Here is a 23,004-nt window from a genome sequence, read left to right as displayed (position 1 = left end):
GACCCGTGGACCGGACCGGACCGGACCGGGTCCGCTTCGGGGCACTGGAGGCCACGGCCGAGCTGCGGGCGATCCTGGTCGACGCCTGGCGGCAGGCGGCCCCCAAGCGCCTGACCGAGGCCCACCCGGAGCTGTCGGGCGAGTGACCGCGCGGGGCGGGATCACCGCAGGAACGCGGTGATCCGTTCCCGCAGGGAGCGCGCGTCCAGACCGTGGGCCGCGGTGTGCTGCTCGATCGTGCCGTAGCGGCGCAGCTCCGCCCGGCCGACCCCCAGCCCCAGCACCCGGTGCGGCCTGTCGACGAGCGCCTGCGCGGCGGCCGCCGAGGACGTGCCGGCCAGGTACGGCTCGACGAGGACGACGTCGGCCGAGGCCCGGCCGACGGCCTCGCGCAGCGCCGCGCCGTCGAAGGGCCGTACGGTGGTGGCGTACAGCACCGTCACGTCCAGCCCCTCGGTCGCGGCGAGGACTTCGTCCAGCAGCGGGCCGACGGCGACGACCACGCCGGCAGCGCCCTCCCGCACGGTCTGCATGCGCAGACCGTCCACCGTGCGCGGGGCCGCGTTCGACTGCATCGAGAGCCGGACGTACACCTTGTCGTCGCCCGCCGCGTAAGCGTGCCGCAGCAGGGTCTCGGCCTCGTCCGGGTGGCCGGGCACGTGGACCGTCCAGCCGTCCAGGGTGTCCATCAGCGCCACGTCACCCGGGGACATGTGCGTGAAGCCGCCGGCCGGCCAGTCGTAGCTGGCGGACGCACTGACCAGGACCCCGCCGGTGCCCTGGTGACCGAAGTCCAGCTTGAGCTGTTCGAACGGCCGCTCGACGAGGAAGCTCGCGAAGGTGTGCATGACCGGCCGCATGCCGGTGAGGGCGAGCCCGCCGCCCACCCCGACCAGCAGCTGCTCCCGGATGCCGACGTTGAGCACCCGGTCCGGATGGCGCTCCCGGGCGGGCCGGAACCCGTCCATGCTGATCTCGGCCAGCACCAGGGCCAGCCGGGGGTCCTCGTCGAGCAGTCGCGACGTGACCGCGATGAACCGTTCCCGCATGTTGTCCATGGTTTCTCCCCCTCAGGCCTTCTTCTCGACGCGTGCGACCACGGCGTGCGGCCGTCCCGGATGCGGTGCCGTGAAGGCGGCGTACAGGGCCTCGTGGTCCCGCCCGTCCACGGTCACCGCGGACCAGCCGGCCGCCTCGAAGCGGGAGGCGATCCCGCCCTGCCAGCCGTGGGTCGCCGAGTCGTTGTCGATCACCACGGTGTGCAGCCGCTCCAGCCCGGCCGCTCCCGCGTACGCCAGTGCCTCGTGGTTGCTGCCCTCGTCGAGCTCGGCGTCGCCGATCAGCACCCACACCGCCGGATCGGCCAGCCCCTGGGCCCGCAGCCCGAGGGCGCTGCCGACGGCGAGCGGCAGCCCGTGCCCGAGCGACCCGCTGGCGATCTCGACGCCGGGCACCAGCACCCGGTCGGGGTGGTGGCCGAGCGGGGAATCGTACGAGCCGAAGCCGTCGAGCCAGTCCACGGGGAAGAAGCCCTTGGCGGCGAGCACGGCGTAGTACGCCATCGGCCCGTGCCCCTTGGACAGCAGGAAGCGGTCCCGCGCGGGGTCCTCGGCGGTCCCGGGCCCGACCCGCAGCACCCGGTCGTAGAGCACCCACAGCACGTCGAGGGTGGATGTGGCGGCCGGCCCGTGCTTCTCGGCCCCGGTCATGAGCGCCATGAGACGCCGCAGGTCCTGGTGGCGGAACTCCGTGTCCGCGGTTCCTTGTGTCATACAGTGATCTTGCAACCTCAACCGCGATTGAGGTCAACCTCGGAATCCCGCGACGTGCGACCGGAACCCGCGCGCGACCACCCCAGGAAGTGCGGTATTGTTCTCGTGCGCGTTCAACCGGGGGAAACCCCAGGTCAGCGGGCATCGGGACGTGGCGCAGCTTGGTAGCGCACTTGACTGGGGGTCAAGGGGTCGCAGGTTCAAATCCTGTCGTCCCGACTCGAAAGAGTCGCGATCAGGGGCTGTTCTGGATATTCCAAAACAGCCCCTTGGTCATTTTTGGGACCAGCGTGCTTGACCGCGTCAGTTGGCGGTCACGGGCGGCACGGTCCGCCGCGGCCCCAGTCCACATGCTTCACGTAGGTCGGGGGCCGTGTGGTGCGCGTGGGCCGTGGTCGCGGCGTCGATGTGTGCGGCGAACGAGGTGATGACCGCGTCGCGGAACGCATCGCACGCCAGTTGTGTCCGTCCCGGCTCGTCGAGGAGCACCAGCCGCCCCGTCGCCTCCGAGCACCCCGGAACCTCCCCGAAGAGTGGGCGAGGAATCAGGGCTTCATTTCCCGGTAGGCGAGCATCTCACTGCGCTCTACTTCGGCAAGCAGGCCCTGCCGGACCCGTTCGTCCATGTTGCGTGCCTGTGCCCAGGCGCGGGCCATGTCGTGGCCCTGGCCACGCATCCGCTCCGGGCGTTCCTCGTCGGGGGTGTTCTTGAGCTGCTGGAGCCAGGCGGCGGTGAGGTGGCCGGCCGGATCGTCCGGGTAGGCACGCGCCGGGCCCTGCTCGTTCAACAGGCGGCCAAAGACCGTGTCGTGCCATTTCCGGGCCTGTTGGGCGTCCTGGCCGGCAGCTGCGTCGGCGATGCCGTCCAGGATGCCGAGAGCGCGGGCGTTCCTCGTCGGCTGTAGCGAGAGTTGTCTGCCGGTCGTGTCCGCAGGGACGGCGGCGAGCCGCTCGGCCGTGGTATGGGTCTCTGCCATCCGGAGTACCGCGTAGGCCCGGGGGTCCTCGGCCACCGCTCGCAGGGTCTTGCGGAACATGCTGTCGTAGACCGACAGGTGGTAGGTACCGCCGGTTTCCCAGGGCGGCGTGTCGTGGCCCGCCTTCAGCACGTACTCACTGTCGAAACCGGCGAGCATCTCGTGCAGGTCAGGTCCGTAGTCGGCCAGGGCAGTCGCGAGCGGGACCCTCAGCGCGGGGTCGAGGTCGACATTCTTCGGCTGCACCCGGCCGAGCGCGAAGAGGACGTCCTTCATGACCTGCGCCTGTGCCTGGGTATGACGGCCCGGTTCGCCGCCCGAGGTCGCTTTCACGATGGCTTCCCCCAGTGCCGCGCAGCTCATCCCGGGCTGAATGGCGGCCCCCATCGACTTCTGGACGCTCGCGTTCTCTGCCAGGCCGTTGCAGCGGGGAGACGTCTCCCGCCCGAGCAGGAGCCACGCCACGGCGGCGCCCAGCAACGCAAGACAGACTCCGGCGGCCGTCAGCGCTTTCACCGGCACGGCTCGGCACCTGTTCCTCCCCGTCACGACTGTCCCCACTGCCATCCTTCGCTGCCTGCTCAGTTGGTCGTGTCGGTCAGGTACTTGTGTGCAGTTTCGGTACCCCGGACACGTCCTTCGAGGACGTCCCGGGTGTAGTCCTGAACGTCGCTCTCCGCGATGTTCGCACGATCGTTGGCCCACTCACGGATCAAGATCGGCGCTTGCGTATTGACGGAAAGGTACTCGTCCGCGATCTGAGGGTTGGCCTTGGCATCGATCTCCCCCTTCATCCGGTTCCCCCATTCCCAGGCCCATGTGTCCACGCCGCGCTGTATCGAGTCGCCGAACGCGATGGAGACACCGCCCGCCGTGGTGACGTACAGGGGAGTCACCGCACCGCCGATCACGTGGTAGGCGAGCTTCGCCTTCCAGTCGGCCTCGCTGTAACCGGCCATCCGACCGTCGTTGATCACGTCTTCCCGGATGGAACTCATGACGCCCAGAACCGTGCCCGCCTTGTTGATCGGGTTGGTGAGCTCCGCCCCCTGCGCCCCCTTGGGTATCTCCTCCAGGGAGAGATCGATGTACCGGGACTCCGCTTTGTGGAGCGTTCCGTACGCCTCCGGGTCCTCCGAGAGGCCGCGCATGAACTGCACCAGGTCTTTCTGGCTGACAGTCATGTGGATCTCGTCGCCGTCCTGGAAATACCCGGTCCCGGCCGCGGAGATGTACTTGGAGTCCAGGCCTCCGAGGATTTCGTGGGTGTCCGCGGTGTACGTGGCCAGGGCGCGGGCCAGCGGTTCGCGCATGTTCTCGTGCACGCTCTGGCCGGGTTCGAGTCCGCCGATCACGTCGTGCATGATGCGTGCCTGGCCCTCGGTGTGGGGGGTCGCCGGCCAGGGGTCCTGGTTCGGGCCGAGCGGTGTGTGGCCGGTCGTCGAGGATTCGAGGAGGAGTCCCAGGCCGGTGCGCGCGTCCTTGCCCTCGCTCTCCGTATCGCTGTGCGTCTCGATGTTGCCGTGCCAGACGGGCGTGTCGTTGAACTTCCAGTCGCGTTCCTTCAGCAGGTACTGGAGGTTGTCGTTCTTGTGGTCCGGACCCGGGTCGAGATAGGAGGTGGCTGCCGCAGGGTCCTTGGACATGATGCCGAGGAGACCGTCGAGCGGGTCGTTGGCGAACCATCCCCCGCCCTTGCCGCTGAAGTCGCCCTGCAGGTCCCAGATGTTCGGGTCGCCGCCGCGCTTCTTGTCCTCCGCCGAGCGGATGTCGTCCGCCAGGTCGTGCATGAACGGTGCCGAGTACCCGTCGCCGTTCTGCATGAGCGTGATCAGACTTTGATAGCCCCGGACCTGCTGCCCACGGCCGCGGCTGATGGAGTTCGGACCCTCGGCGGCCTCCTTGAGGTCGAACTTCTCGACGCCCGCCTTCTTCAGCTGCTCCCGGAAGTCCTTGTAGAACTTCGACTTCGGGTCCTGCATGGCGTTGGACAGGGAGTCGGCGAGACCTTTCTGCAGGTCCAGATAGGTTTGCTTGCCCTTCTCGTCGCCCTGGTAGGCGAGGTCGGCCAACCGGTTGGTGAACTTGAGAGTGTTCTGCGCGCCCATCCCGTTGAGGAATGTCTGGTTGAACTCAGTGCTCTTGGCGTTGTCGCGGAAGGAGCGGTCCAGCTCGGCATGGTCGGCTGCCGACACCTTCTCGCCGCTGTTGATGCGGGTGGCGATGTCCTCGGCATTGCGGGCCTCGTAGACCTCGATGTCGCCCTGTGCGTCAGCGTTGAAGCCGTTCAGGGTGCCGTCGTTGCCCTTACCGAAGGCGTCCTTGTTGCTGTCCACCACGACGGCCTCAAGGGCGAGCTTGACTCCCTGGTCGGCTTCGGAGACGGCTTTGACCTGGTCGTTTATATGCTGCTGCCACGTGTTGACCGCGTCACGGATGGTGGTCTGGCCGTCCGGGTCGTGGTGGTAGGCGCTGCGCTCGGCGGGAGTCAGCTTGGCGTAGTCGAATGCGACCGTGCCCTGTTCCGAGACGGTCATACCCGCCTTGATCGCGTCGTCGCGCGCCGACTCGACCCGCTTCTTCAGATCGGCGAACTGGGCGTGGGCATCCCGCAGTAGGCTCGCGACCGCCTTGGCCTGAACCTGGGCGGCTGAGAACTCGTACCGCGTGGCGTCGAAGCTCGTCCGGGCGACGCCGACGCTGACGCCACTCCAGCTGGGCCCCATGGTGATCTTCTGGACACTGTCGCCGTAACGCGTCTCGACCTTCTTCAGCTCGCCCGCCATCTCGTCCCACTTGCCGGCGGCTGTCGTCAGCAGGCTCAGGTCAGTCGTCATCACTTCGTGGTACGTCGGCATCTACTGCTCCCCCTACAGCCCGTTGAGCTTCGACCGGGCGCCCAGGGGGCGGAATCCGTCACCCGTTCCCAGGTCGTTCTGCACGAAGAGGCCCGAAGCGCCGCGTAACGATCCCTTTTCAGAGCCGAGTCGGCCCATCAAGACCTTCACCTGCTGGTCCCACGTGTCCGCCACCTTCTTCAGCCCCACGGACGCGTCCCAGCCCTCGAAGCCTTTGACAGCCGTGTCGGTGCACTCGTCTGCGTGCTCCGTCGCCTTCTTGGTGTTCGGCTCCAGCTCCCTCTCGATGGTGTTCGCCGCAGCCTTCTTCTCCGCCGGCGTGGAAGCGAAAGTCCCTGAGCCACCCGAGCCGTCGGCTGCCGCAATGCCGTTGAGCCGCATCACTGTCCGCTCGGCGGTCCTTGCCCGCTCGCTGTTCCATTCCTGCGTGAAATCCCCTGACACGACCCGCCCCCCGTTCGGCTCAAGATCATTCATCGTACGGAGAGATCAAATGGGCCGAATGCGGCAGAGCTGGTTCCTGCCGGAGAATTGACGCTCTCCTAGCGCTTTGTTGATCTCCCGTCGGGTCTCGTCTGCGGCGAGCATGGCCAGCGGGCGCAGCTGATCGTGGGCAGCCGAGAGCACCACCCGCAAGCAGCTCTTGGGGGTGTGCCTGCTCACCGTGGCGGGTGGGATCAGGCTCCGGGTTGCCTACCTGCTGATGGTCCCCTTCACCCTCGGCGACTGCGCCAGCGGAGACATCCCCGAGAGTGCGTTTCCCGGGCCTTCTGTGACGCCGGTGGCTTCGGCCGCAGGCGTAACGACGGCGTCGTCGAAGGCGTGCGCGGTGCCGCGAAACGGGACGCGGCCGACAGCCTCGCATGGCTGTTGGTTTCCCTCCCATCCGCAACGACCGGCCTGTTCCACTATTCCGCCGGCGCCCTCAGCCTCCAAATAGCCCAGCACGCGTTCGAGATGCTCCGACTCGCCGAGTCCGAGGAGAGCGGAGCCCCAGTGCTCGCCAGCCGCGGCATCACCTTCCAGCGCACCAAGACCTGGAAAAGGACCCTCGACCCCGACCGCGAGGCGAAATTTGACCGGATCGAGGACGTCTCGCACCGCTTCCCGGACCGCGTCTTCGCCTTCGACGAGTTCGGCCCCCTCGGGATCCGGCCCACAGGCGGCAGTTGCTGGGCCGAGCAGACAAGCCCGGCCGGATGCCGGCTACCTACCACCGCACCCATGGGGTGCGGTACTTCCATGGCTGCTACTCGATCGGCGATGCCCGCCTGTGGGTCGTCAACCGCCGTGCCGGGAACACGCTGGCCGCGCTGAAATCGATCCGTGCCGCCCGGCTCGAAGGCGCCCCGATCTACGTGATCCCGGACAACCTGTCCGCCCACAGGGGCGCTGACATCCGCCGCTGGGCGAAGAAACACAAGGTCGAGCTGTGCTTCACCCCGACCTACGCCTCGTGGCCACGCCATTGCCTGAGCGTGTTGACGCAGCGCTCGGCGGTATTCCGTTCCTGTGGGCCGCGCGGTCGAAGGCCGGTGGCCTGCCGCCGCGTCTGCTGAGTCAAAGACACCCATCAACCAACGATCAGATGATCCGCAGGAAAGGCTTCAATACCCGCGGCCCCACCAGAAGAGCGTCACCGCCGCTGCCAGCAGGAGACCAGCCCCCGCCAGGAACCTGGCGGCCCTCGGGCGCTGCCGCGGGTCCGAGAAGGCCGAGAGGAGCAGGAGGGGGGTCGACGGGGAGAAGACGAGCATCCCGACCCACGAGCCGATCAGCGACCACGGAAGCAGCACCGCCGAGATGATCCCGGTGGCCCACTGGAAGGCGGAGGGCCGGGCGTAGAGGAACAGCGGTACGGCGGTCAGCATCGTGGTCGCGACCACGAAGGGGAGTACGAAGAGTGGGTCCCCGGAGGCGATGACCGGCGGTAGCGGGGTGACCACGGCGCACGCGGCCAGGCCGATCTGCCACGGATGAACCCTCTCGTGCGCGGTGACCCGCATGGCCGCCCCCACAATTTGATGCCTTGAACGCGTTCAAGCTACCCCAGGCGGTGGCGGACCCAGACGTCGGGCTCGACGTGGACCCTGTAGCCCTGCTCCGGTTCGCAGCGGACCGGGGTGAGGGCGCCGCGTACGTGGAACGGCCGTGCGCGTTCAACCGGTGGGCTGGGTGCGCGGCGGGTGCTGCGCTCGTACCGTCAGGGCCAGGGCGAAGAGCAGGACCACGGCGCCCGGCATGGTGACGACCGGACGGTAGGCGGCGTCGACGACCAGCAAGCCGATCAGCTGGACGCCCAGCGAGGCGGCGATGAGCAGCTGGGCCCAGCCGAACAGTCGAGGCCGCACGATGTGTCGGCGCTGCCGGGGCAGCATCCAGCCCCGGCTGAGCGTGGCAACGCCGGAAACGGCGAGGAGCAGTGCCACCGCACCGATGGTCATGGCGACGGTGACGTAGAGGAGGTGTCCCATGTCGGACCTCGGACTTCCCTTGTTCGAAGGATGTGATCTTGCCAGGCAGTGTCCCGGCAGCCGTCACGCTCGTCGGGCGCCTGCCGGCCCCGGGCCTTCTGGTAGGTGTGAGGTCAGGGGTACTGCGGGATCGGTTCGGCGGCGGGGAGGGACACCACCTGGTCAGTCCGCCCCCGGGCGTGTCCTCGGGTGCGAGGGTGCCGCCCATCGCTTCGGTGAGTCCGCGTGCCAGGGCCAGGCCGAGGCCGAGGCCGGCGGAGTGGTCCCGGTCGCCGAGGCGCTGGAAGGGTTCGAAGACGCGCTCGCGGTCGGCGGCATCGATCCCGGGGCCACGGTCGGCGACCCGGATCTCGACCCGCCCGGCCAGGGCGCTCGCGGTCACCAGGACCGGACGGTCTCCGGGGGAGTGGCGTACCGCGTTGCCGACGAGATTGGCCAGCACCCTTTCCAGGAGGGGCGGGTCGACCAGCACCGCCGGCGCCGCTTCCAGGCTCTGTACGTCGACGCGGGGGCCGGCCACCGTATCCGGTTCCAACGAATCCAGCGCGGCCGGAAGTACCTCCTCCAGCGAGGCGGGGCGCAGTTCGAGGGTCAGCGCCCCGGCCTGGAGGCGGCTCAGGTCGAGCAGGTTCTCCACCAAGCGGTGCAGCCTGAGCAGTGACTCCTCGGCGGAAGCCAGCAGTTCGGCCCGGTCCTCGTCGGAGAACTCGACGTCCGTGCTGCGCAGGGAGTTGACTGCGGCCAGCGCCCCCGCCAGCGGGGTGCGCAGGTCGTGGCTGACCGCCCGCAGCAGGGCCGTGCGCAGCTTGTCGGCTGCCTTGATGGGTTCCACTTCGGCGGCGGCCTCGGTCAGGCGGGCTTTCTCGACGGCGGCGCCGACGTGCGCGGCGAAGGCCGCCAGTACCCGCCGGTCGGAGGACGGCAGCGGACGCCCCCGCAGCACGAGCGCCGCCCCGGGTCCCGCCGCCACCACCAGGGCGGAGGTCGGTCCGCCATCGGCATCGACGGGCTCCAAGGCCAGTTCGACGGACTCCATGCCGAACGTTTCCTTCGTACGTTCCAGCAGCGCCGGGATCGTGGCGTCACCGCGGACGATGCTGCCCGCCAGGGAGGAGAGTGTCTCGGCCTCGGCCGTGGCCCGCGCCGCGCGGCGGGACAGCCGTAGGGACCGGTCGACCACGGCCGCGACGATCGCGGCGACCTCGGCGAAGACCACCAGGGCCAGCACACTGTCCGGGTCGCTCATGGTGAACCGGCCTATGGGCGGCATGAACCAGTAGTTGAGCAGCAGTGCGGCGGTCAGCGCTGCGACCAGGGCGGAGGTGACCCCGCCGATGCAGGCCACGCCGACCACGACGACCAGGAACAGCAGGGCTTCGCTGGTGAGGTGCAGGGTGCCGCGCATGCGGTCGAGGGCCGCGCTGAGGAGTAAGGGGAGCAGCAGGGCGGCGACCGGTCCTGCGACGAGCCGGGAGGTGGGGAGGGTGCGCCTGCGGGAGGGGAGCAGCCGGCCGCGGCCCGCCCGCTCGTGCGTGACCATGTGGACGTCGATGTCCTCGGACAGCTCCACCACCGTCTCGCCGATGCCCCGGCCGGTGAGGAAACGGTCCACCCGGCCGCGGCGGCTCGTGCCGAGCACGAGCTGAGTGGCGTTCTCCGCTGTCGCGAAGTCGACGAGGGCGGTGGGCACTTCGTCGCCGACGATCGAGTGGTAGCTGCCGCCGAGGTCCTCGGCGAGGGCCCGCTGGGCGGCCAGCGCCGCGTGCGACACCCCGGCGGCCAGGCCGTCGCTGCGGGTGACGTGCACGGCGAGCAGGTCACCGCCGGCTGAGCGGCCGGCGATGCGTGCCGCGCGACGGATGAGGGTTTCGCCCTCCGGGCCGCCGGTGAGGGCGACCACGACACGTTCCCTGGTTTCCCACACGCCGTCTATGCCGTGTTCGGTGCGGTACTTCTGCAGGGCCTCGTCCACGCGCCCGGCCAGCCACAGCAGGGCCAGTTCCCGCAGGGCGATGAGATTGCCCGGCCTGAAGTAGTTGGCGAGTGAGGCGTCGATCCGTTCCGGAGGGTAGATGTTGCCGTGGGCCATCCGACGGCGTAGCCCCTCGGGGGGTTTGTCGACGAGTTCGATCTCGTGGGCGCGGCGGACGAATTCGTCGGGGACGGTTTCCCGCTGCGGCACCCCGGTGATCTTGCCGACGACGTCGCTGAGCGAGTCCAGGTGCTGGATGTCGAGGGTGGTGACCACGTCGATCCCGGCGGCGAGGATCTCCTCGACGTCCTGCCAGCGCTTCGGATGACAGCCCGCCTCGTGGACGTTGGTGTGGGCGAGCTCGTCGATCAGCACCACGTGCGGCCGTCTGGCCAGCAGTGCCTCCCGGTCCAGTTCGGCGTAGCGGCCGCCGCGGTACTCGTACCCGGCAGGCGGGAGGACCTCCAGCCCTTCGAGCCTGGCCTCGGTGTGCGGGCGGCGGTGGCACTCGACGAGTCCGGCCACCACGTCCGCGCCGCGGGCCGCCCGGCGGTGGGCCTCGTCGAGCATCCGGTAGGTCTTGCCCACTCCGGGCGCCGCGCCCAGGAAGACCTTGAGTCTGCCGGGCCGTATCCCCGGCCGTCCTGCGAACTCGGCTGCGGGGACCGTTCCCTCCACCACGGCCATGGTCAGAACTTTTCCGGGAAGAAGAGCGCCAGGACCAGATAGCCGACGAGGCTCACCGCGATGAGGATGCCTACGACAGTCTCCGTGCTCACCCGTATCCGACCTCTCCGTACGACCTCAACCTCACCAGCGAACACCAGCGATCAGGCCGGCGACACGTCCTGGGCCCGTTCTTGACACCACCTGAGCGGATCACTGATGCCGCGTTGACGGCCGTTGCACCCATAGGGTGAAGGCGGTGTGCCGGGAAGCCTGGCCGGCGAAGTGCGGTCCGGTCGGTCCGCGTCGACTCGGGTGGGGGCCACATGCGCAGCGTCGGTACGGTCATGCCTCTCGTGGTGCTGGCCACGGGCGCACGGCGGTGGCGAATTCCGGCTCCCTCACTGCTCGTTGTGGCGGGCCTTGCCGTCGCAGTGGTACCCGAGCACCGACGGCGGAGGCGGTGCCGCCCCGGACGGTGGGCCGCCCCGCGTGGTGGGGCAGAGGCCGGCGGAGGCCGGCCCTGTGCGTGGTGGTTGGGGTTCGTTCCTGCGGGTGGTCAGGCGGCGATCCTGGTTCCGCGGACCGACGGTCGTCCCGTCACGTGGTGGACGTATTCGCGGACCAGCCGGAATCCGGCGGTCCAGGCGAGGAGGCGGCTGGCGCGGTTGTCGCGGGAGCAGCACCAGCTGGCAGTGCGGCCGCGCGCGGCGACATCGGCGGTGAGCCCGGTCACGCAGGCCAGCGCCAGGCGTTCACGGCGCCGGTCGGGGCGGGTCAGGACGGCGAGGTCCTCGTACGCGCTGCCCCGGAAGCGGGTGACGGCCACGGCGGCCATCCGCCCGTTCCGGTCGAAGGCGGCCCAGCCGTAGCCTACAGCGGCCAGGTCGACGGGGCTGCCCCAGGTGGCGTGGATCCAGGCGGCCTGAGGGTCCAGTGCGGCGAGGGCGGGTGCATCGTCGGCGGTCAGCCGCCGTACGGTCACCCCGCGCGGCACCTTGGGCATGTCCACCCGGTGCTGGTGGACGTAGACCATCCGCTCCCACGGGGTCACCCGGTCGAAAGCGGAGTACAGGGCCGGCCCGAAGCGGGCGGGTGCCTCCACGTAGCAGTGTGCGAAGGAGGCGAGGGAACCGGGGGCCAGCGAGGCCGGGTCGCCGCGCAGCAGCACCTGGTCGGCGCAGGACACGGCCAGCACCCGCGGCTGGACGGCCCGGTCAGCCCACCAGCGGCCGGTGCCCGTGGCCAGGGAATGTTCCACCAGGGCCGCCGGACCGGCGGCGCCCGCCGAGAACCACCGGGTCAGGGAGGGAAGTTGGTGCGACAGGATCTCGATCACGGTGATGCCCCCGGGATCGACGGGCGGGGCGGCCCACCGCCTTGGACCGCCCCACCCGCCGGGTCTGTGTGGTGGGTGTGTTCAGGCCGTGCGGCCGACGAGGACGTCGGCGAGCTTGGTGAGGCGCTTGACGGTGCGGTCCTCGGTGGCGGCGGTCGCTGGCGCGACCCGCTCGGAGCGGTCGTAGTAGGCGCCGTTGACGATCTCGGTGGTCGGGTCGCAGAGCCGTACGACGTGCCGGGCGCCCTCGGCGGGGGTCGCGCCCTCGTGTCCGTACAGATGGAGCAGGCCCGTGTCGCACACGCCGGGGTGGACGGAGACGGCAGTGACGCGGGGGTCGGCGGCGAACACGGTCAGCGCCAGCTGCGACTGCGCATATGCGGCGAGCCGGGAGTAGCGGCGAGTGCGGTTGGGGTCGGCCCACTGGATGGAGCCGGTCCGATGCAGGGCGGAGGAGACGTTGACGACGCGGCCGCCCGGGTCGGAAGTGAGGGCCGGCTCCAGCAGATGGGTGAGCAGGTAGTGGGCCAGGAAGTTCACCTGGAAGGCGATCTCGTTGCCGTCGGAGGTGACGGTGTGCCGCTCGGGCGCGGCCATGCCCGCGTTGTTGACCAGTACGTCCAGGCGCGGGTAGTGACCCGCCACGAACGTTCCGAGCCGCTCGACTTCCTCCAGGCGGCCGAAGTCGGCTGACACCGGCACCAGTTGCGAGGTGGAGAACTCGGTGGCAGTCGAGGCTAGACCGGCTGCGGCGGCTTGGGCCTCTTCGGCGTTCCTGCCGTGGAGAAGGACGGTGGCGCCGCGTTCGGCGAGCTGCCGTGCAGTCGCGTAGCCGATGCCGGAGGTGGCTCCGGTCACCAGGACGGTGCGGCCGGACAGGGTGGCAGACGACATGGTCGGTTTCCTGGGTACGGGCACGTGCGACCAGCGCAGGTGCGGGCGAGTGGTGTGGAGCTGAGGGAAGGAGTCCCGGGCACGCCCCTGGTGGCGGGGCGTGCCCGGGTGAGGCACGGCCGGGTGAGGTGACGGGCAGTCAGCGGCCGTGGGCAGGGAGGGCGCGGGGAAGCAAGCCCTACCGCACCGGTGGATGAGCAGTGGCCTACCGGCGGCACCGGCGCGACACCGGCACGGCTCCGCCATGACGGTGGCCGGTCGTCGCGGCGCAGACCGCTGTTCACGTCAGCCATACAACTGCGCCGCCAGCCCGGACTCAAGGGCCCTCACCCGTCCTTGATGACACTCGTATGCGGTCATGACGGTCGGGGCGGCAGCCGGGCGACCGGGCTCGGAGCGCTTCCGCCTGCGGGCGTCCCGTACGGCGTCCGTCCTGCTGGGTGGATAGGGTGCGAGCGGTGTGCCGGGAAGCCGGGTCGGCGAAGAGCGGCTCGCTGTCGGGCCGCGTGGGACGGGGAAGCGGCCATGGGGGCTCGACTGATGCGAAGAAGCGTTGCCGAGTGGGGCGTTGGAGCGTGGTCGGTGGCGGTCCTGACCACCGTGACCGGACTGCCCTGGGCCGTGCTTGTGCTGGCCGTCCTGCTGGTCTGCCTGCGCGCCGGAGCGGGCGCGAGCGTGCGGTTCAGGGCGGGGACCACCGCTGCTCTGCTGTCCGGCGGTGTCTTCCTCGCCGGCGTGCCGGCGTGCGTGGTCCTGTCCGACCTGGACCACGCGGACTGGCGTGAGGCCGATTTGCCTGTGGTGTGGGTCGTGGCGTCCGGACTGTCAGCGGTACTGGCCGGACTGGCCGGACTGGGCGGCTGGCCGGGCGCGGCCCGCCGGGTCCAGGCCCGCACCTGACGGAGGGCGCAGGCTCAGGCGGTGCCCTTGCCCGTGGTGCAGGGGCGATGGTCCATCCGGGCTCACCGGGTGGCGCAGATCGCCTCGACGAAGTGGCCCACCTGTTCGTCCGAGAGGTGCCGGGCGAGATCGGCTTCGCTGATCACGCCGACGAGTCGGTGGTCGGCGATCACAGGCACCCGCCGGATCCGATGGCTCTGCATTGCGGCCAGGACCTGGTCCGCTCCCGCTTCGGCGTCGACCGTCACGGGCTTGCCCTGTGCGAGCTGCCCGGCCGTCATGTGGTTCGGGTCCTTGCCCTTGGCCAGGCACTTGATCACGATGTCACGGTCGGTGATGATCCCGTGCAGACGGTCGTCCGGCCCGCAGATGGGGAGCGCTCCGACATCCAGCTCGCTCATTCGGCGGGCGGCGTCCATGAGCGTCTCCGTCTCCTGCACGCATGCGGCACCCGCATGCATGATCTCCCGAGCGGTCTTCACGGTTACCTCCTCATTACCTCGACTCCCTGTCCAGTCTGGCGGCGGAGAAGCCGGTCCGCGCGCCGGGCCGGGGGATCCGGGGTGCGGACCACGGGCCTCGGGCCGATCATCAATCCGTGGCTTCTCCGCCACACACCGGGACGCCCGCTGACCAGCACACGGTCACAGCGGTCCCACGGGGGCGCGAGGAGGTGCCACTGTGGGTCGGGTCGTCGAAGACGGAAGCGGGGACCAGTGGATGGGTTCAGCGGCACGGCGGTCATCGGGATCGGCAACGAGTTTCGCCGGGACGACGGAGTCGGGTGGGCTGTCGTCGCACTGCTGAGGCAGCGGGCGGCGCAGCGGCCGCTGCCCCGGGGCACCGTTCTCGCGCAGTGCGACGGGGACCCCGGGCGGTTGCTCGACCTCTGGGAGAAGGCCGGGCTCGCGATCGTCGTCGATGCCTGTTTCCCTCCGTCGGCGCAGCCGGGGCGGACGCACCGGTGGGATGCCGCAGCGGGAGGGGTTCCGAGTCCGATCGCCCTCGGGAGGCACAGTACGCACGGGCTGGGACTGGCCGAGGCCCTGCGGCTCGGCGACGCTCTCGGGCGCGGTCCCGGCCGTCTGGTCGTGTACGCGGTCGAAGGCACGGACCGCTCGGTGGGCCTGGGCATCACCTCGGCGGTGGCTGCCGCGGTGCCGCATCTGGTCCGGCGGATCGAGGCGGACATCGCACGGCGCAACGCGTTTTCGCACGACGCCCGCTCCGGGACGGGGCCATCAGGTGTGACTCGCCGGACGGCGTTCGCGGCACGGAGGCCGCCTGCCTGACACCCTGTCCGTGAGCAAGCAGGTGCACGCCGGACGGTCTCGGCGCGGTGGACCGTGTTCGATGTGTGCTTCCCCGGGGCCGTGGTGCGCGGAGGAGAGGGCAGAGCATGAGCGATCCCGAAGACACCGGACGGGCCTCCGGCGGCGGGACCGAGGCGGTGCTCGACCGTGGCGGTCTCGACGCGCTCGTGCAGGCCCTGAGGCGCCGCGGCCGTACGGTGATCGGCCCGACCGTGCGGGACGGAGCGATCGTCCTCGACGAGCTGGGTTCCGCCTCCGAGCTGCCCTACGGGTGGGGGGTGGAGCTGGAGGCGGGTCGGTACCGGGTCCGCCGGCGCGACGACGGGTCCGCCTTCGCGCACAGCGCGGGGCCACAGTCCTGGAAGTCGTTCCTGCACCCCGAGCGGGTCCGCCAGTGGTCCGCGGACCGCGGGCCCGGCGGGGAGCTGACCGTGCGCGAGGAGAGGCCTGATCCCGTCTCGTACGCGTTCCTCGGCGTGCGGCCCTGCGATCTGCGCGCCATCCGGATCCTGGACCGGGTGATGTCCGGCGGCCGGTACCGGGATCCTGCCTACCTGTCCCGGCGCACGGGTGCATTTCTGGTCGCGGTCGAGTGCACCGAGCCGGGTGCCACCTGCTTCTGCGTCTCGATGGGCACCGGACCGGCCGTGGACGAAGGGTACGACCTCGCGCTCACCGAGGTGGTGGACGACGGCGGCCACCGCTTCCTGTGCCGGAGCGGGACCGAGGAGGGAGCCGCGGTCCTTGCGGAACTCCCGTACCACACCGCCGACGACGCCACCCGTGCCGCCGCCGTCAGCGGCGTGCGGGAGGCTGCCGAGCACATGGGCCGGTCCATGCCTCCGGTGGACCTGCGCGCGCTGATGCGGGACACCCTGGAGGCGGACCGCTGGGACGATGTCACGGCCCGGTGTCTGAGCTGCGGCAACTGCACCATGGTCTGCCCGACCTGCTTCTGCACCACCACCGAGGACGTGACCGACCTGACCGGCGACCACGCCGAGCGGTGGCGCCGCTGGGACTCCTGCTACGACCTGGATTTCTCGCTGCTGCACGGCGGCCCGGTCCGGGCCACCCCGCGCAGCCGCTACCGCCAGTGGCTCACCCACAAGCTGGGGACCTGGCACGACCAGTTCGACAGCTCCGGCTGCGTCGGCTGCGGCCGCTGCATCGTCTGGTGTCCCACCGGCATCGACCTCACCGAGGAGGCCCACGCCCTGCATCAGGAGGCCGCGCAGAGGGAGAGCACGCCATGACCCCCGCTCCGGACGGGCCCGGCGGCGAGGGGCTGCTCGCCGGCCTGCCCGCGGAGGAGCGGGAGCGGCTGACGGCCCTGGCCCGCGAGGTCGTCATGCCGGGCGCCACGCGGGTGTTCGAGGAGGGCGAGGAGGCGGACCGCTTCTGGATCATCCGCTCGGGCACGGTCGCACTCGATGTCCAGGTGCCCGGCCGGGGTCGCGTGGTCGTCGAGACCATCGGTGCGGGCGGCCTGCTCGGCTGGTCGTGGCTGTGCCCGCCCCGGCAGTGGCATCTCGGTGCCGAGACCCGGGAACCCGTCCACGCCTGGGAGTTCGACGCCGCCGCGGTACGCGCACTGTGCACCGAACGGCCCGCGCTCGGTCTGGCACTCGTCACGCTGGTCGCCGCGACGATCGGGGAACGGCTCAGGGCCACACGCACCCGACTGCTCGACCTGTACGGACCGCAGGAGAGCGGGCCCACGCCATGACCCTGACACCGCTTCCCTACCGTGTGGTGGACCGGCGGGAGGAGACACACGACACGGTCACGTTCGCGCTGGAGCCGGTCGGTGAGCACCTGCCCACCTTCGCACCGGGCCGGTTCGCGATGCTGTACGCATTCGGTGCAGGCGAGATCCCCGTCTCCGTGTCGCGACTCCTCGACGGGCGGGGACTGGCACACACGGTACGGGCCGTCGGTGCTGTCTCGCGCGCGCTGTGCGAGCTGCGGCCCGGCGCGGCGGTCGGGGTCCGGGGCCCGTTCGGCACCGGATGGGACACGGCCGCGGCACGCGGCCGGGATCTCCTGGTCATCGCCGGCGGCATCGGCCTCGCCCCCTTGCGCCCCCTCATCCACGCCGTACTGGCCGAGCCGGGCGCGTACGGGCGGCTCAACGTCCTCGCCGGCGCCAGGACCCCCGGCGATCTGCTGTATCCGGACGAGTTTCCCACGTGGCGCCGGCCGTTCGCAGTGGCCACCGTGGACCGGCCCTCCGGCGACTGGACCGGCAGGGTAGGAGTCGTCACCGCGCTGATCGGAGAGGCCCGGTTCACCCCTGCGGACACGACCGCCTTCGTCTGCGGCCCCGAGGTCATGATCCGCGCCACCGCGCGCGCCCTGGTCGATCGCGGCGTGCACCCCGCCCGCATCCAGGTCTCCCTCGAACGCAACATGCGCTGCGCCACCGGTCACTGCGGGCACTGCCAGCTCGGCCCCCTGCTGCTCTGCCGCGACGGCCCGGTCATCGGCTACGACCAGGCCAAATCCCTGCTCACCGTCCGGGAACTGTGAGATGAACACCCCCACCGCGCCACCGCGGACCGCCCGCCCCCGACTGGGCGTCTTCAAGTTCGCCTCGTGCGACGGCTGCCAGCTCACGCTGCTCGACTGCGAGGACGAACTGCTCGGCATCGCCACCGAACTGGAGATCGCTCACTTCTCCGAAGCGTCCAGCGATGCCGCACCGGGCCCGTACGACCTCGCGCTCGTCGAAGGGTCGGTCAGCACCCCCGAACACCTGGACCGCATCCGGCGCATCCGCGCCGACTCCCGCCACCTCGTCACCATCGGCGCCTGCGCCACCGCCGGAGGCGTCCAGGCCCTGCGCAACTACGCCGACGTCGAGGAGTACCTGGCGACCGTCTACGCCCGCCCCGACTACATCGCGACCCTCGCCACCTCCACGCCCATCTCCGCCCACGTACCCGTCGACTTCGAGCTGCGCGGCTGCCCCATCGACCGGGGCCAGCTCCTGGAGGTCATCACGGCCTTCCTCGCCGGACGCAAACCCGGCATCCCGAACCACAGCGTCTGCTTCTCCTGCAAGCGACGCGGCAACGTCTGCGTCACCGTCGCCCACGGCACGCCCTGCCTCGGCCCCGTCACCCACGCCGGCTGCGGAGCCCTCTGCCCGACCTACGGACGCGGCTGCTACGGCTGCTTCGGGCCGGCCGGAACCACGAACCTGCCCGCGCTCGTCCCGCTCCTGCACCGCGACGGGATGAGCGAGGAGGACGTCGGCAGGTTCCTGCACACCTTCAACGTGACCGCGTTCACCGCCGTGGAGGAGCAAGGGCCCGGCGTGCCGGACGCGAAAGGAACCGGATGAGCGAGCCCACGCCCCGCTCCCAGGTCCTGCGGATCCCCGCCCTGACCCGTGTCGAGGGCGAGACCGCGCTCCACCTGCGCATCCATGACGGCACCGTGACCGAGACACGCCTGGCGATCTACGAGGCCCCGCGGTTCTTCGAGGCCTTTCTCCGCGGCAGGGCGCATACCGAGCCCCCCGATCTCACTTCCCGCATCTGCGGGATCTGCCCCGTCGCCTACCAGATGAGCGCCTGCCGGGCGATCGAGGACGCGTGCGGCATCACCGTCGACGGGCAACTGGCAGCCCTGCGCCGCCTGCTGTACTGCGGTGAATGGATCGAGAGCCAGACGCTGCACATCCATCTGCTGCACGCACCGGACTTCCTCGGCCACGAGGACGTGATCGGCCTGGCCCGAGCCCATCGGGAGCACGTCGAGCGCGGACTGCGCCTCAAGCAGACCGGCAATGCGGTGGTCGAGCTGCTCGGGGGGCGGGCGATCCACCCCGTCAACGTCCGCCTCGGCGGGTTCCACCGCACCCCGACCCGGAACGAACTCAGGCCCCTCACGGAGCGACTGCGCACCGCCCTCGACGACGCGTGGGACACGGTCCGCTGGGTGGCCGGGTTCGACTTCCCCGACTCCGAGTGCGACGCCGACCTCTTCGCCCTCGCCGAAGCCGATACGTACGCCATCGAGTCCGGCATCCCCACCGTGCTCCCGTACGACGAGCCCCTCGCGCCCCGCAGCTTCCCCCTCCGGGACTTCTCCCACCACGTCACCGAGGCGCACGTCCCGTACTCCACGGCCCTGCACTCCCGGCTGGACGGCCGCAAGCACCTCACCGGATCCCTCGCCCGCTGGGCCGTCAACGGCCACCTGCTCTCCCCCACGGCCCTGGAAGCGGCCCGGGAGGCCGGACTGGGCGATCCCCCGCTGCGCCCCGGGGCGGCGGGCGCCGGGCGCGGTTCGGTCTGCAGGAATCCCTACCGCAGCATCCTCGTCCGTGCGGTAGAAGTCCTGTACGCCGTGGAAGAGGCGCTGCGCATCATCGACGCGTACGAGCAGCCCGGCCGCCCGTACGTGGACGTACCCGCCCGGGCCGGCACCGGACACGGTGCCACGGAAGCGCCGCGTGGCCTGCTCTACCACCGCTACGCGCTCGACGACAGCGGCCGCATCGCCGACGCCAGCCTCGTTCCGCCGACCGCCCAGAACCAGGGCGCCATCGAGGAGGACCTGCGCCGGGTCGTCCAGGCCGGCCTCGACCGCGGAGAGCAGTCCGAGGCAGAGCTCACCCACCTGTGCGAGCGGGCCGTCCGCAACCACGACCCGTGCATCTCCTGCTCGGCACACTTCCTGGAACTGGACATCGAGCACATCCGTGGCTCCGATCCGACCCCCAGGGGGTGAGAATCGCCCGCCCGGCCAAGCCCCAGGCTCTGGTCTACGGCGTACACCCCGACGCCGGCCGAGTGCGCCCCGGCAGGCTCAGCACCCGCCTCCGGTAAGCCCGGCCAGCCGGCCGTGGACATCCTGCACGTGGCGGTGGTCCACGTCGTAAAGGGCCGGGTGGGCCCTTTCGGGTCCGAGCAACCCATCGCCAGGGTCCCAGCCGACGATCCACAGTGGGAGGCAGCCACGGGATGCCCCGAGGTGTGAAAGGAGAACACGGCCTGCGACACATGCGCACGGGTGCGATTGCGTACGGGAGGACGAGATCTTCACGAACGCCGCTCGGCGCATGGGCAGGCTCGGTGCGGGAGCCTCCCCGTCCGTGGCCCGGACGGTCGGCGCCACGGCATCGTCGCCGACCGGGACAACGTGGCGAAGCGCCTGACCAAGGGCAAGGACCCACACCGCATGAAGTCGGATGGGGGCCCGTGATCGCCGGCCACGCCTCATTGTCGGCGTGATCGGCGGGGCGGACCCGGCACGGAACCGGCCTGGGGAACGGGTCGGGCATTTCGCCGAGATGGTTCACGCGCCCTTGTGAACCGCTGAACGGCCTGCGGCGTTCGCACGGCGGGCGCCCTGCGAACGGAGGTGCGGTCATGACGGACACGGGGTCTGAGAAGACTGCCGGGCGGCGGGCCGAGGATGTGCACCGGTTCGAAGCCACCCACGTCGGAGGCGACGCCTACGCCGTCGATGTCCGCGGCCACCGATTCCTGGTCGACCAGCCCGTGGAAGCAGGTGGGACGGACCGTGCGCCGACGCCCACCGAGTTGTTCGCCGCGTCACTGGCCACGTGCGTGGCGTTCTACGCCGGACGCTATCTGCACCGCCACGGCCAGCCGCGGAAGGGGCTGCGCGTGCGTACGGAATTCACCATGGCTACCGACCGACCAGCCCGTGTCGCCCTCATGCGCCTCGTGATTGTGCCCCCGCCCGAACTGCCCGAACAGCGCCGCAGCGGCCTTCTGGCCGTCGCCTCCCACTGCACCGTCCACAACACGCTGCACCAACCGCCGGAGATCCATATCGACCTGGAAACGGTGTCGGTGCCTCGTTAGGGGCTTGCGGCACCTCAGGGGGTACTGCGGACGCCTGCTCCACGACGGTTCGCGGGCGGCACGCGTTCCATGCGGCCCCTGTCCCGGTCAGTCCAGGGGCACCAGTGCGACCGGGGCGGAGCTGTGGTGGATCACCCCGTGCGCGACGTGGCCGATGTGCGGGCCGAGCGGTGCTTTCCGGGTGCGTCGGCCCACGACCAGCATCGTGGCTCCCTTCGCTGCCTCCACCAGCCGGGCCCCCGGGGAACCGGCGACCACCTCGTGGGTGACGTGGACTCCGGCATAGGTCCTCTGCCAGGGACGCAGCAGGTCTGTCAGGGTCTCCTCCGCACGCTGTCCGAGCTCGTCGCCGATGTGCGGGTCCATGACCCCGGCGTACACGTAAACGGGGGGCAGAGCGTGGAGGATGTGCAGGATGTGCAGTGCACCGCCCCTGCGAGCGGCTTCGGTGAAGGCGAAACCGAGGAGTTGGTCGCCGCCGTGAGCCAGGTCGATGCCCGCGACGACCCCACGGTCCGAGGTGTGCCCGGGGCCGTCCGCGGGCGCTCGTACAAGGACGACCGGGTGCCGTGCCGTGCCGACGACGGCCAGTGACACCGAGCCGACCATGAATTCGCTGAGAGCGCCGAGCCCCCGGGAGCCGAGCACTGTCAGCTCCGCCTCGTCCGCGGCTCGGCTCAGTACCTCCGCGGCGCGGCCCCGGACACAGCGTGTGCTCACCTCCAGGGCGGGTTGGTCCCGGCGAGCCCGCTCGGCGGCGTCGTGGAGCAGTGCTTCGGATCGGTGGTTCGGTGTCGCGGTGAACCGGTGGTCTTGGGGGGGTTCCGTCCATTCCTCCACGTGGAAGAGGAGCAGCGGCACATCACGGAGGACCGCTTCCCGTGCGGCCCACGCCACCGCTGCGAGACTTTCAGGTGAGCCGTCCACGCCCACTGTCACCAGGGCCGTCATGACACGCCTCCTCGTGGTGCCCGTACGTGCGCAGGTGGTCTGTCCGTCCAGCTTGCTGCGGCCCCCGCTCGACCGACAGGGCCGACAGGGGCGCACCTGGGCCCAAGGGCCCTATCGGCGGAGATCGGCCGAAGAAGCCGGGCGACGGCACGAACGGCCCTCCATACGATCGGCGCCGTGCCGATCGGAGTGGCGGCTCTCGGCGGCGCTGCGACGGCCGTGGCGGGCATCGTCCTCCTGGAAGGTCACGGCTGGCGCAGCCCGGAAGCCGGACTCCGTAGCCTGGCAGAAGTTCATTTCGTGGTGGGTGCCTGGAGCCGGCAGCGGACGTCGACGATGCCCTCGACGGAGTGGGTGAGGCGCTCTGCGAGGGGGATCAGGTCCCGGTCCTTCACCTGGCCGGTCAGGGTGGCGATTCCTTGGGCCACGGTGACCTTGACGGCTGCGTGGGAGAGCGGGAAAAGGCGTTTGACGACGCTCTGGCGGATTTCGGCGGTCAGGTCCTCGTCGGTGCGGAGGAAGACCTTGAGGAGGTCGGCGCGGCTGACGATGCCCTTGAGGGTGCCGTCGGCGTCGACGACGGGGAGCCGCTTGACGTGCCGGTCGGCCATGATGCGGGCGGCCTGGGGGAGGGTGGCGTCGGGGCGGATGGTGATCGCGGGGGTGGTCATGAGGTCCTCGGCGAGGGTGGAGCCGGCCTTGGCGGTGGCGCCGAGGCGGCGCATCTGCTCGATCATTCCAGGGCGGTGCTCGTGGAACTCCTCCTTGGGCAGGAGGTCCGCTTCGGACACCACGCCGACGACGCGGCCTTCGCCTTCGATGACGGGGAGGGCGGTCACCTTCCACCGCTCGATCGCGGCGGCGATGTCCTTGAAGCCGGTCGACGGGGTGACGGCGATGACCCTGGTGGTCATGACGTCGGCGACGGTGTACGGGGTGGAGGTCATGGCGGGGTCCTCAGCGTGCGTGGGCGAGCGGTGATCCGCTGCCGTGGGGTGCGAACAGGTCGAGGAGCCGGGCGCGGGCGGAGCCGAGCCGGTCG

General features: G+C 70.6%; 22 protein-coding genes, 1 tRNA gene and 1 pseudogene. 11 read left to right on the top strand and 13 right to left on the bottom strand.

Annotated elements, in window-relative coordinates:
- Nucleotides 1–5: 5 nt before the first annotated feature.
- Nucleotides 6–146 (top strand): hypothetical protein, encoded by a 141-nt coding sequence (locus tag ACFVGY_RS17060; RefSeq protein ID WP_385677452.1) that lies wholly within the window; start codon nt 6–8, stop codon nt 144–146.
- 15 nt (nt 147–161) lie between these two features.
- On the opposite strand, the gene ACFVGY_RS17055 is transcribed toward ACFVGY_RS17060, so the two are convergent.
- Nucleotides 162–1,058 (bottom strand): transketolase family protein, encoded by an 897-nt coding sequence (locus ACFVGY_RS17055; RefSeq protein WP_385677449.1) that lies wholly within the window; start codon nt 1,056–1,058, stop codon nt 162–164.
- A gap of 12 nt (nt 1,059–1,070) precedes the next feature.
- Nucleotides 1,071–1,772 carry a transketolase gene (locus tag ACFVGY_RS17050; protein ID WP_385677446.1) on the bottom strand — a complete coding sequence of 234 codons (702 nt, stop codon included), beginning with the start codon at nt 1,770–1,772 and terminating at the stop codon, nt 1,071–1,073.
- 145 nt (nt 1,773–1,917) lie between these two features.
- Between ACFVGY_RS17050 and ACFVGY_RS17045 the strand changes: the two genes are divergently transcribed.
- A tRNA-Pro gene (locus tag ACFVGY_RS17045) sits at nt 1,918–1,991 on the top strand.
- A gap of 84 nt (nt 1,992–2,075) precedes the next feature.
- Here ACFVGY_RS17045 and ACFVGY_RS17040 read toward each other — a convergent pair.
- Genes ACFVGY_RS17040 through ACFVGY_RS17025 form a run of 4 tightly spaced genes read right to left on the bottom strand, consistent with a single transcriptional unit; the run spans nt 2,076 to nt 6,084 of the window.
- Nucleotides 2,076–2,261 carry a hypothetical protein gene (locus tag ACFVGY_RS17040; protein WP_385677444.1) on the bottom strand — a complete coding sequence of 62 codons (186 nt, stop codon included), beginning with the start codon at nt 2,259–2,261 and terminating at the stop codon, nt 2,076–2,078.
- 56 nt (nt 2,262–2,317) lie between these two features.
- On the bottom strand, nt 2,318–3,271 hold the full coding sequence (locus ACFVGY_RS17035) for a hypothetical protein (RefSeq protein WP_385677441.1): 954 nt from the start codon (nt 3,269–3,271) through the stop codon (nt 2,318–2,320).
- Between the two features lie 59 nt (nt 3,272–3,330).
- Nucleotides 3,331–5,586, bottom strand: coding sequence for a hypothetical protein (locus ACFVGY_RS17030; RefSeq protein ID WP_385677438.1), 2,256 nt, complete (start codon nt 5,584–5,586; stop codon nt 3,331–3,333).
- A 33-nt stretch (nt 5,587–5,619) separates the two neighbouring features.
- Nucleotides 5,620–6,084, bottom strand: coding sequence for a hypothetical protein (locus tag ACFVGY_RS17025; protein WP_385677435.1), 465 nt, complete (start codon nt 6,082–6,084; stop codon nt 5,620–5,622).
- A 519-nt stretch (nt 6,085–6,603) separates the two neighbouring features.
- Here ACFVGY_RS17025 and ACFVGY_RS17020 point away from each other — a divergent pair.
- A pseudogene (locus tag ACFVGY_RS17020) lies at nt 6,604–7,067 on the top strand (transposase); the annotation flags it as partial.
- A gap of 124 nt (nt 7,068–7,191) precedes the next feature.
- Here the strand turns inward: ACFVGY_RS17020 and ACFVGY_RS17015 are convergent.
- The 4 genes from ACFVGY_RS17015 to ACFVGY_RS17000 form a co-directional block, all read right to left on the bottom strand.
- On the bottom strand, nt 7,192–10,740 hold the full coding sequence (locus ACFVGY_RS17015) for an ATP-binding protein (protein WP_385677432.1): 3,549 nt from the start codon (nt 10,738–10,740) through the stop codon (nt 7,192–7,194).
- Between the two features lie 2 nt (nt 10,741–10,742).
- The gene (kdpF, locus tag ACFVGY_RS17010; protein ID WP_385429159.1) at nt 10,743–10,832 is read right to left on the bottom strand and encodes a K(+)-transporting ATPase subunit F; all 90 of its coding nucleotides are present in this window, start codon (nt 10,830–10,832) and stop codon (nt 10,743–10,745) included.
- A gap of 446 nt (nt 10,833–11,278) precedes the next feature.
- The gene (locus ACFVGY_RS17005) at nt 11,279–12,058 is read right to left on the bottom strand and encodes a GNAT family N-acetyltransferase (RefSeq protein WP_385677429.1); all 780 of its coding nucleotides are present in this window, start codon (nt 12,056–12,058) and stop codon (nt 11,279–11,281) included.
- Between the two features lie 81 nt (nt 12,059–12,139).
- A complete protein-coding gene (locus ACFVGY_RS17000) occupies nt 12,140–12,952 on the bottom strand; it encodes an SDR family NAD(P)-dependent oxidoreductase (RefSeq protein WP_385677427.1) in 813 nt (270 codons plus the stop codon).
- Between the two features lie 540 nt (nt 12,953–13,492).
- Between ACFVGY_RS17000 and ACFVGY_RS16995 the strand changes: the two genes are divergently transcribed.
- Nucleotides 13,493–13,852, top strand: coding sequence for a hypothetical protein (locus tag ACFVGY_RS16995; protein ID WP_385677424.1), 360 nt, complete (start codon nt 13,493–13,495; stop codon nt 13,850–13,852).
- Between the two features lie 62 nt (nt 13,853–13,914).
- Here ACFVGY_RS16995 and ACFVGY_RS16990 read toward each other — a convergent pair whose 3' ends face one another.
- A complete protein-coding gene (locus ACFVGY_RS16990; protein WP_385677421.1) occupies nt 13,915–14,334 on the bottom strand; it encodes a CBS domain-containing protein in 420 nt (139 codons plus the stop codon).
- On the opposite strand from ACFVGY_RS16990, the gene ACFVGY_RS16985 reads away from it, so the two are divergent.
- The 7 genes from ACFVGY_RS16985 to ACFVGY_RS16955 all read left to right on the top strand — a co-directional run bounded on the left by ACFVGY_RS16985 (nt 14,308) and on the right by ACFVGY_RS16955 (nt 21,011).
- A complete protein-coding gene (locus tag ACFVGY_RS16985) occupies nt 14,308–15,144 on the top strand; it encodes a hydrogenase maturation protease (protein ID WP_385677418.1) in 837 nt (278 codons plus the stop codon). The two genes, ACFVGY_RS16990 and ACFVGY_RS16985, sit on opposite strands and share 27 nt — an antisense overlap.
- Nucleotides 15,145–15,251: 107 nt before the next feature.
- On the top strand, nt 15,252–16,421 hold the full coding sequence (locus tag ACFVGY_RS16980) for a 4Fe-4S dicluster domain-containing protein (RefSeq protein ID WP_385677415.1): 1,170 nt from the start codon (nt 15,252–15,254) through the stop codon (nt 16,419–16,421).
- On the top strand, nt 16,418–16,894 hold the full coding sequence (locus ACFVGY_RS16975) for a cyclic nucleotide-binding domain-containing protein (protein WP_385677413.1): 477 nt from the start codon (nt 16,418–16,420) through the stop codon (nt 16,892–16,894). Before ACFVGY_RS16980 ends, ACFVGY_RS16975 begins: the two co-directional genes overlap by 4 nt.
- A complete protein-coding gene (locus ACFVGY_RS16970; protein ID WP_385677410.1) occupies nt 16,891–17,697 on the top strand; it encodes an FAD/NAD(P)-binding protein in 807 nt (268 codons plus the stop codon). The genes ACFVGY_RS16975 and ACFVGY_RS16970 overlap by 4 nt, the downstream gene beginning before the upstream one ends.
- A 1-nt stretch (nt 17,698) precedes the next feature.
- Nucleotides 17,699–18,514 (top strand): oxidoreductase, encoded by an 816-nt coding sequence (locus tag ACFVGY_RS16965; protein ID WP_385677407.1) that lies wholly within the window; start codon nt 17,699–17,701, stop codon nt 18,512–18,514.
- Nucleotides 18,511–19,908 (top strand): Ni/Fe hydrogenase subunit alpha, encoded by a 1,398-nt coding sequence (locus tag ACFVGY_RS16960; RefSeq protein ID WP_385677406.1) that lies wholly within the window; start codon nt 18,511–18,513, stop codon nt 19,906–19,908. The genes ACFVGY_RS16965 and ACFVGY_RS16960 overlap by 4 nt, the downstream gene beginning before the upstream one ends.
- 641 nt (nt 19,909–20,549) lie before the next feature.
- Nucleotides 20,550–21,011 (top strand): OsmC family protein, encoded by a 462-nt coding sequence (locus tag ACFVGY_RS16955; protein ID WP_385677403.1) that lies wholly within the window; start codon nt 20,550–20,552, stop codon nt 21,009–21,011.
- Between the two features lie 87 nt (nt 21,012–21,098).
- Here ACFVGY_RS16955 and ACFVGY_RS16950 read toward each other — a convergent pair whose 3' ends face one another.
- Nucleotides 21,099–21,962 carry a universal stress protein gene (locus tag ACFVGY_RS16950; protein ID WP_385677400.1) on the bottom strand — a complete coding sequence of 288 codons (864 nt, stop codon included), beginning with the start codon at nt 21,960–21,962 and terminating at the stop codon, nt 21,099–21,101.
- A gap of 293 nt (nt 21,963–22,255) precedes the next feature.
- Complete coding sequence (locus tag ACFVGY_RS16945; RefSeq protein WP_385677397.1) at nt 22,256–22,909, bottom strand: CBS domain-containing protein; 654 nt, start codon at nt 22,907–22,909, stop codon at nt 22,256–22,258.
- Between the last annotated feature and the right edge of the window lie 95 nt (nt 22,910–23,004).

Origin of the sequence: Streptomyces sp. NPDC127106 (genome assembly GCF_042677605.1) — a bacterium.
Taxonomy (GTDB): Bacteria; Actinomycetota; Actinomycetes; order Streptomycetales; family Streptomycetaceae; genus Streptomyces.
This window is presented reverse-complemented; position numbering and strand designations above follow the sequence as displayed.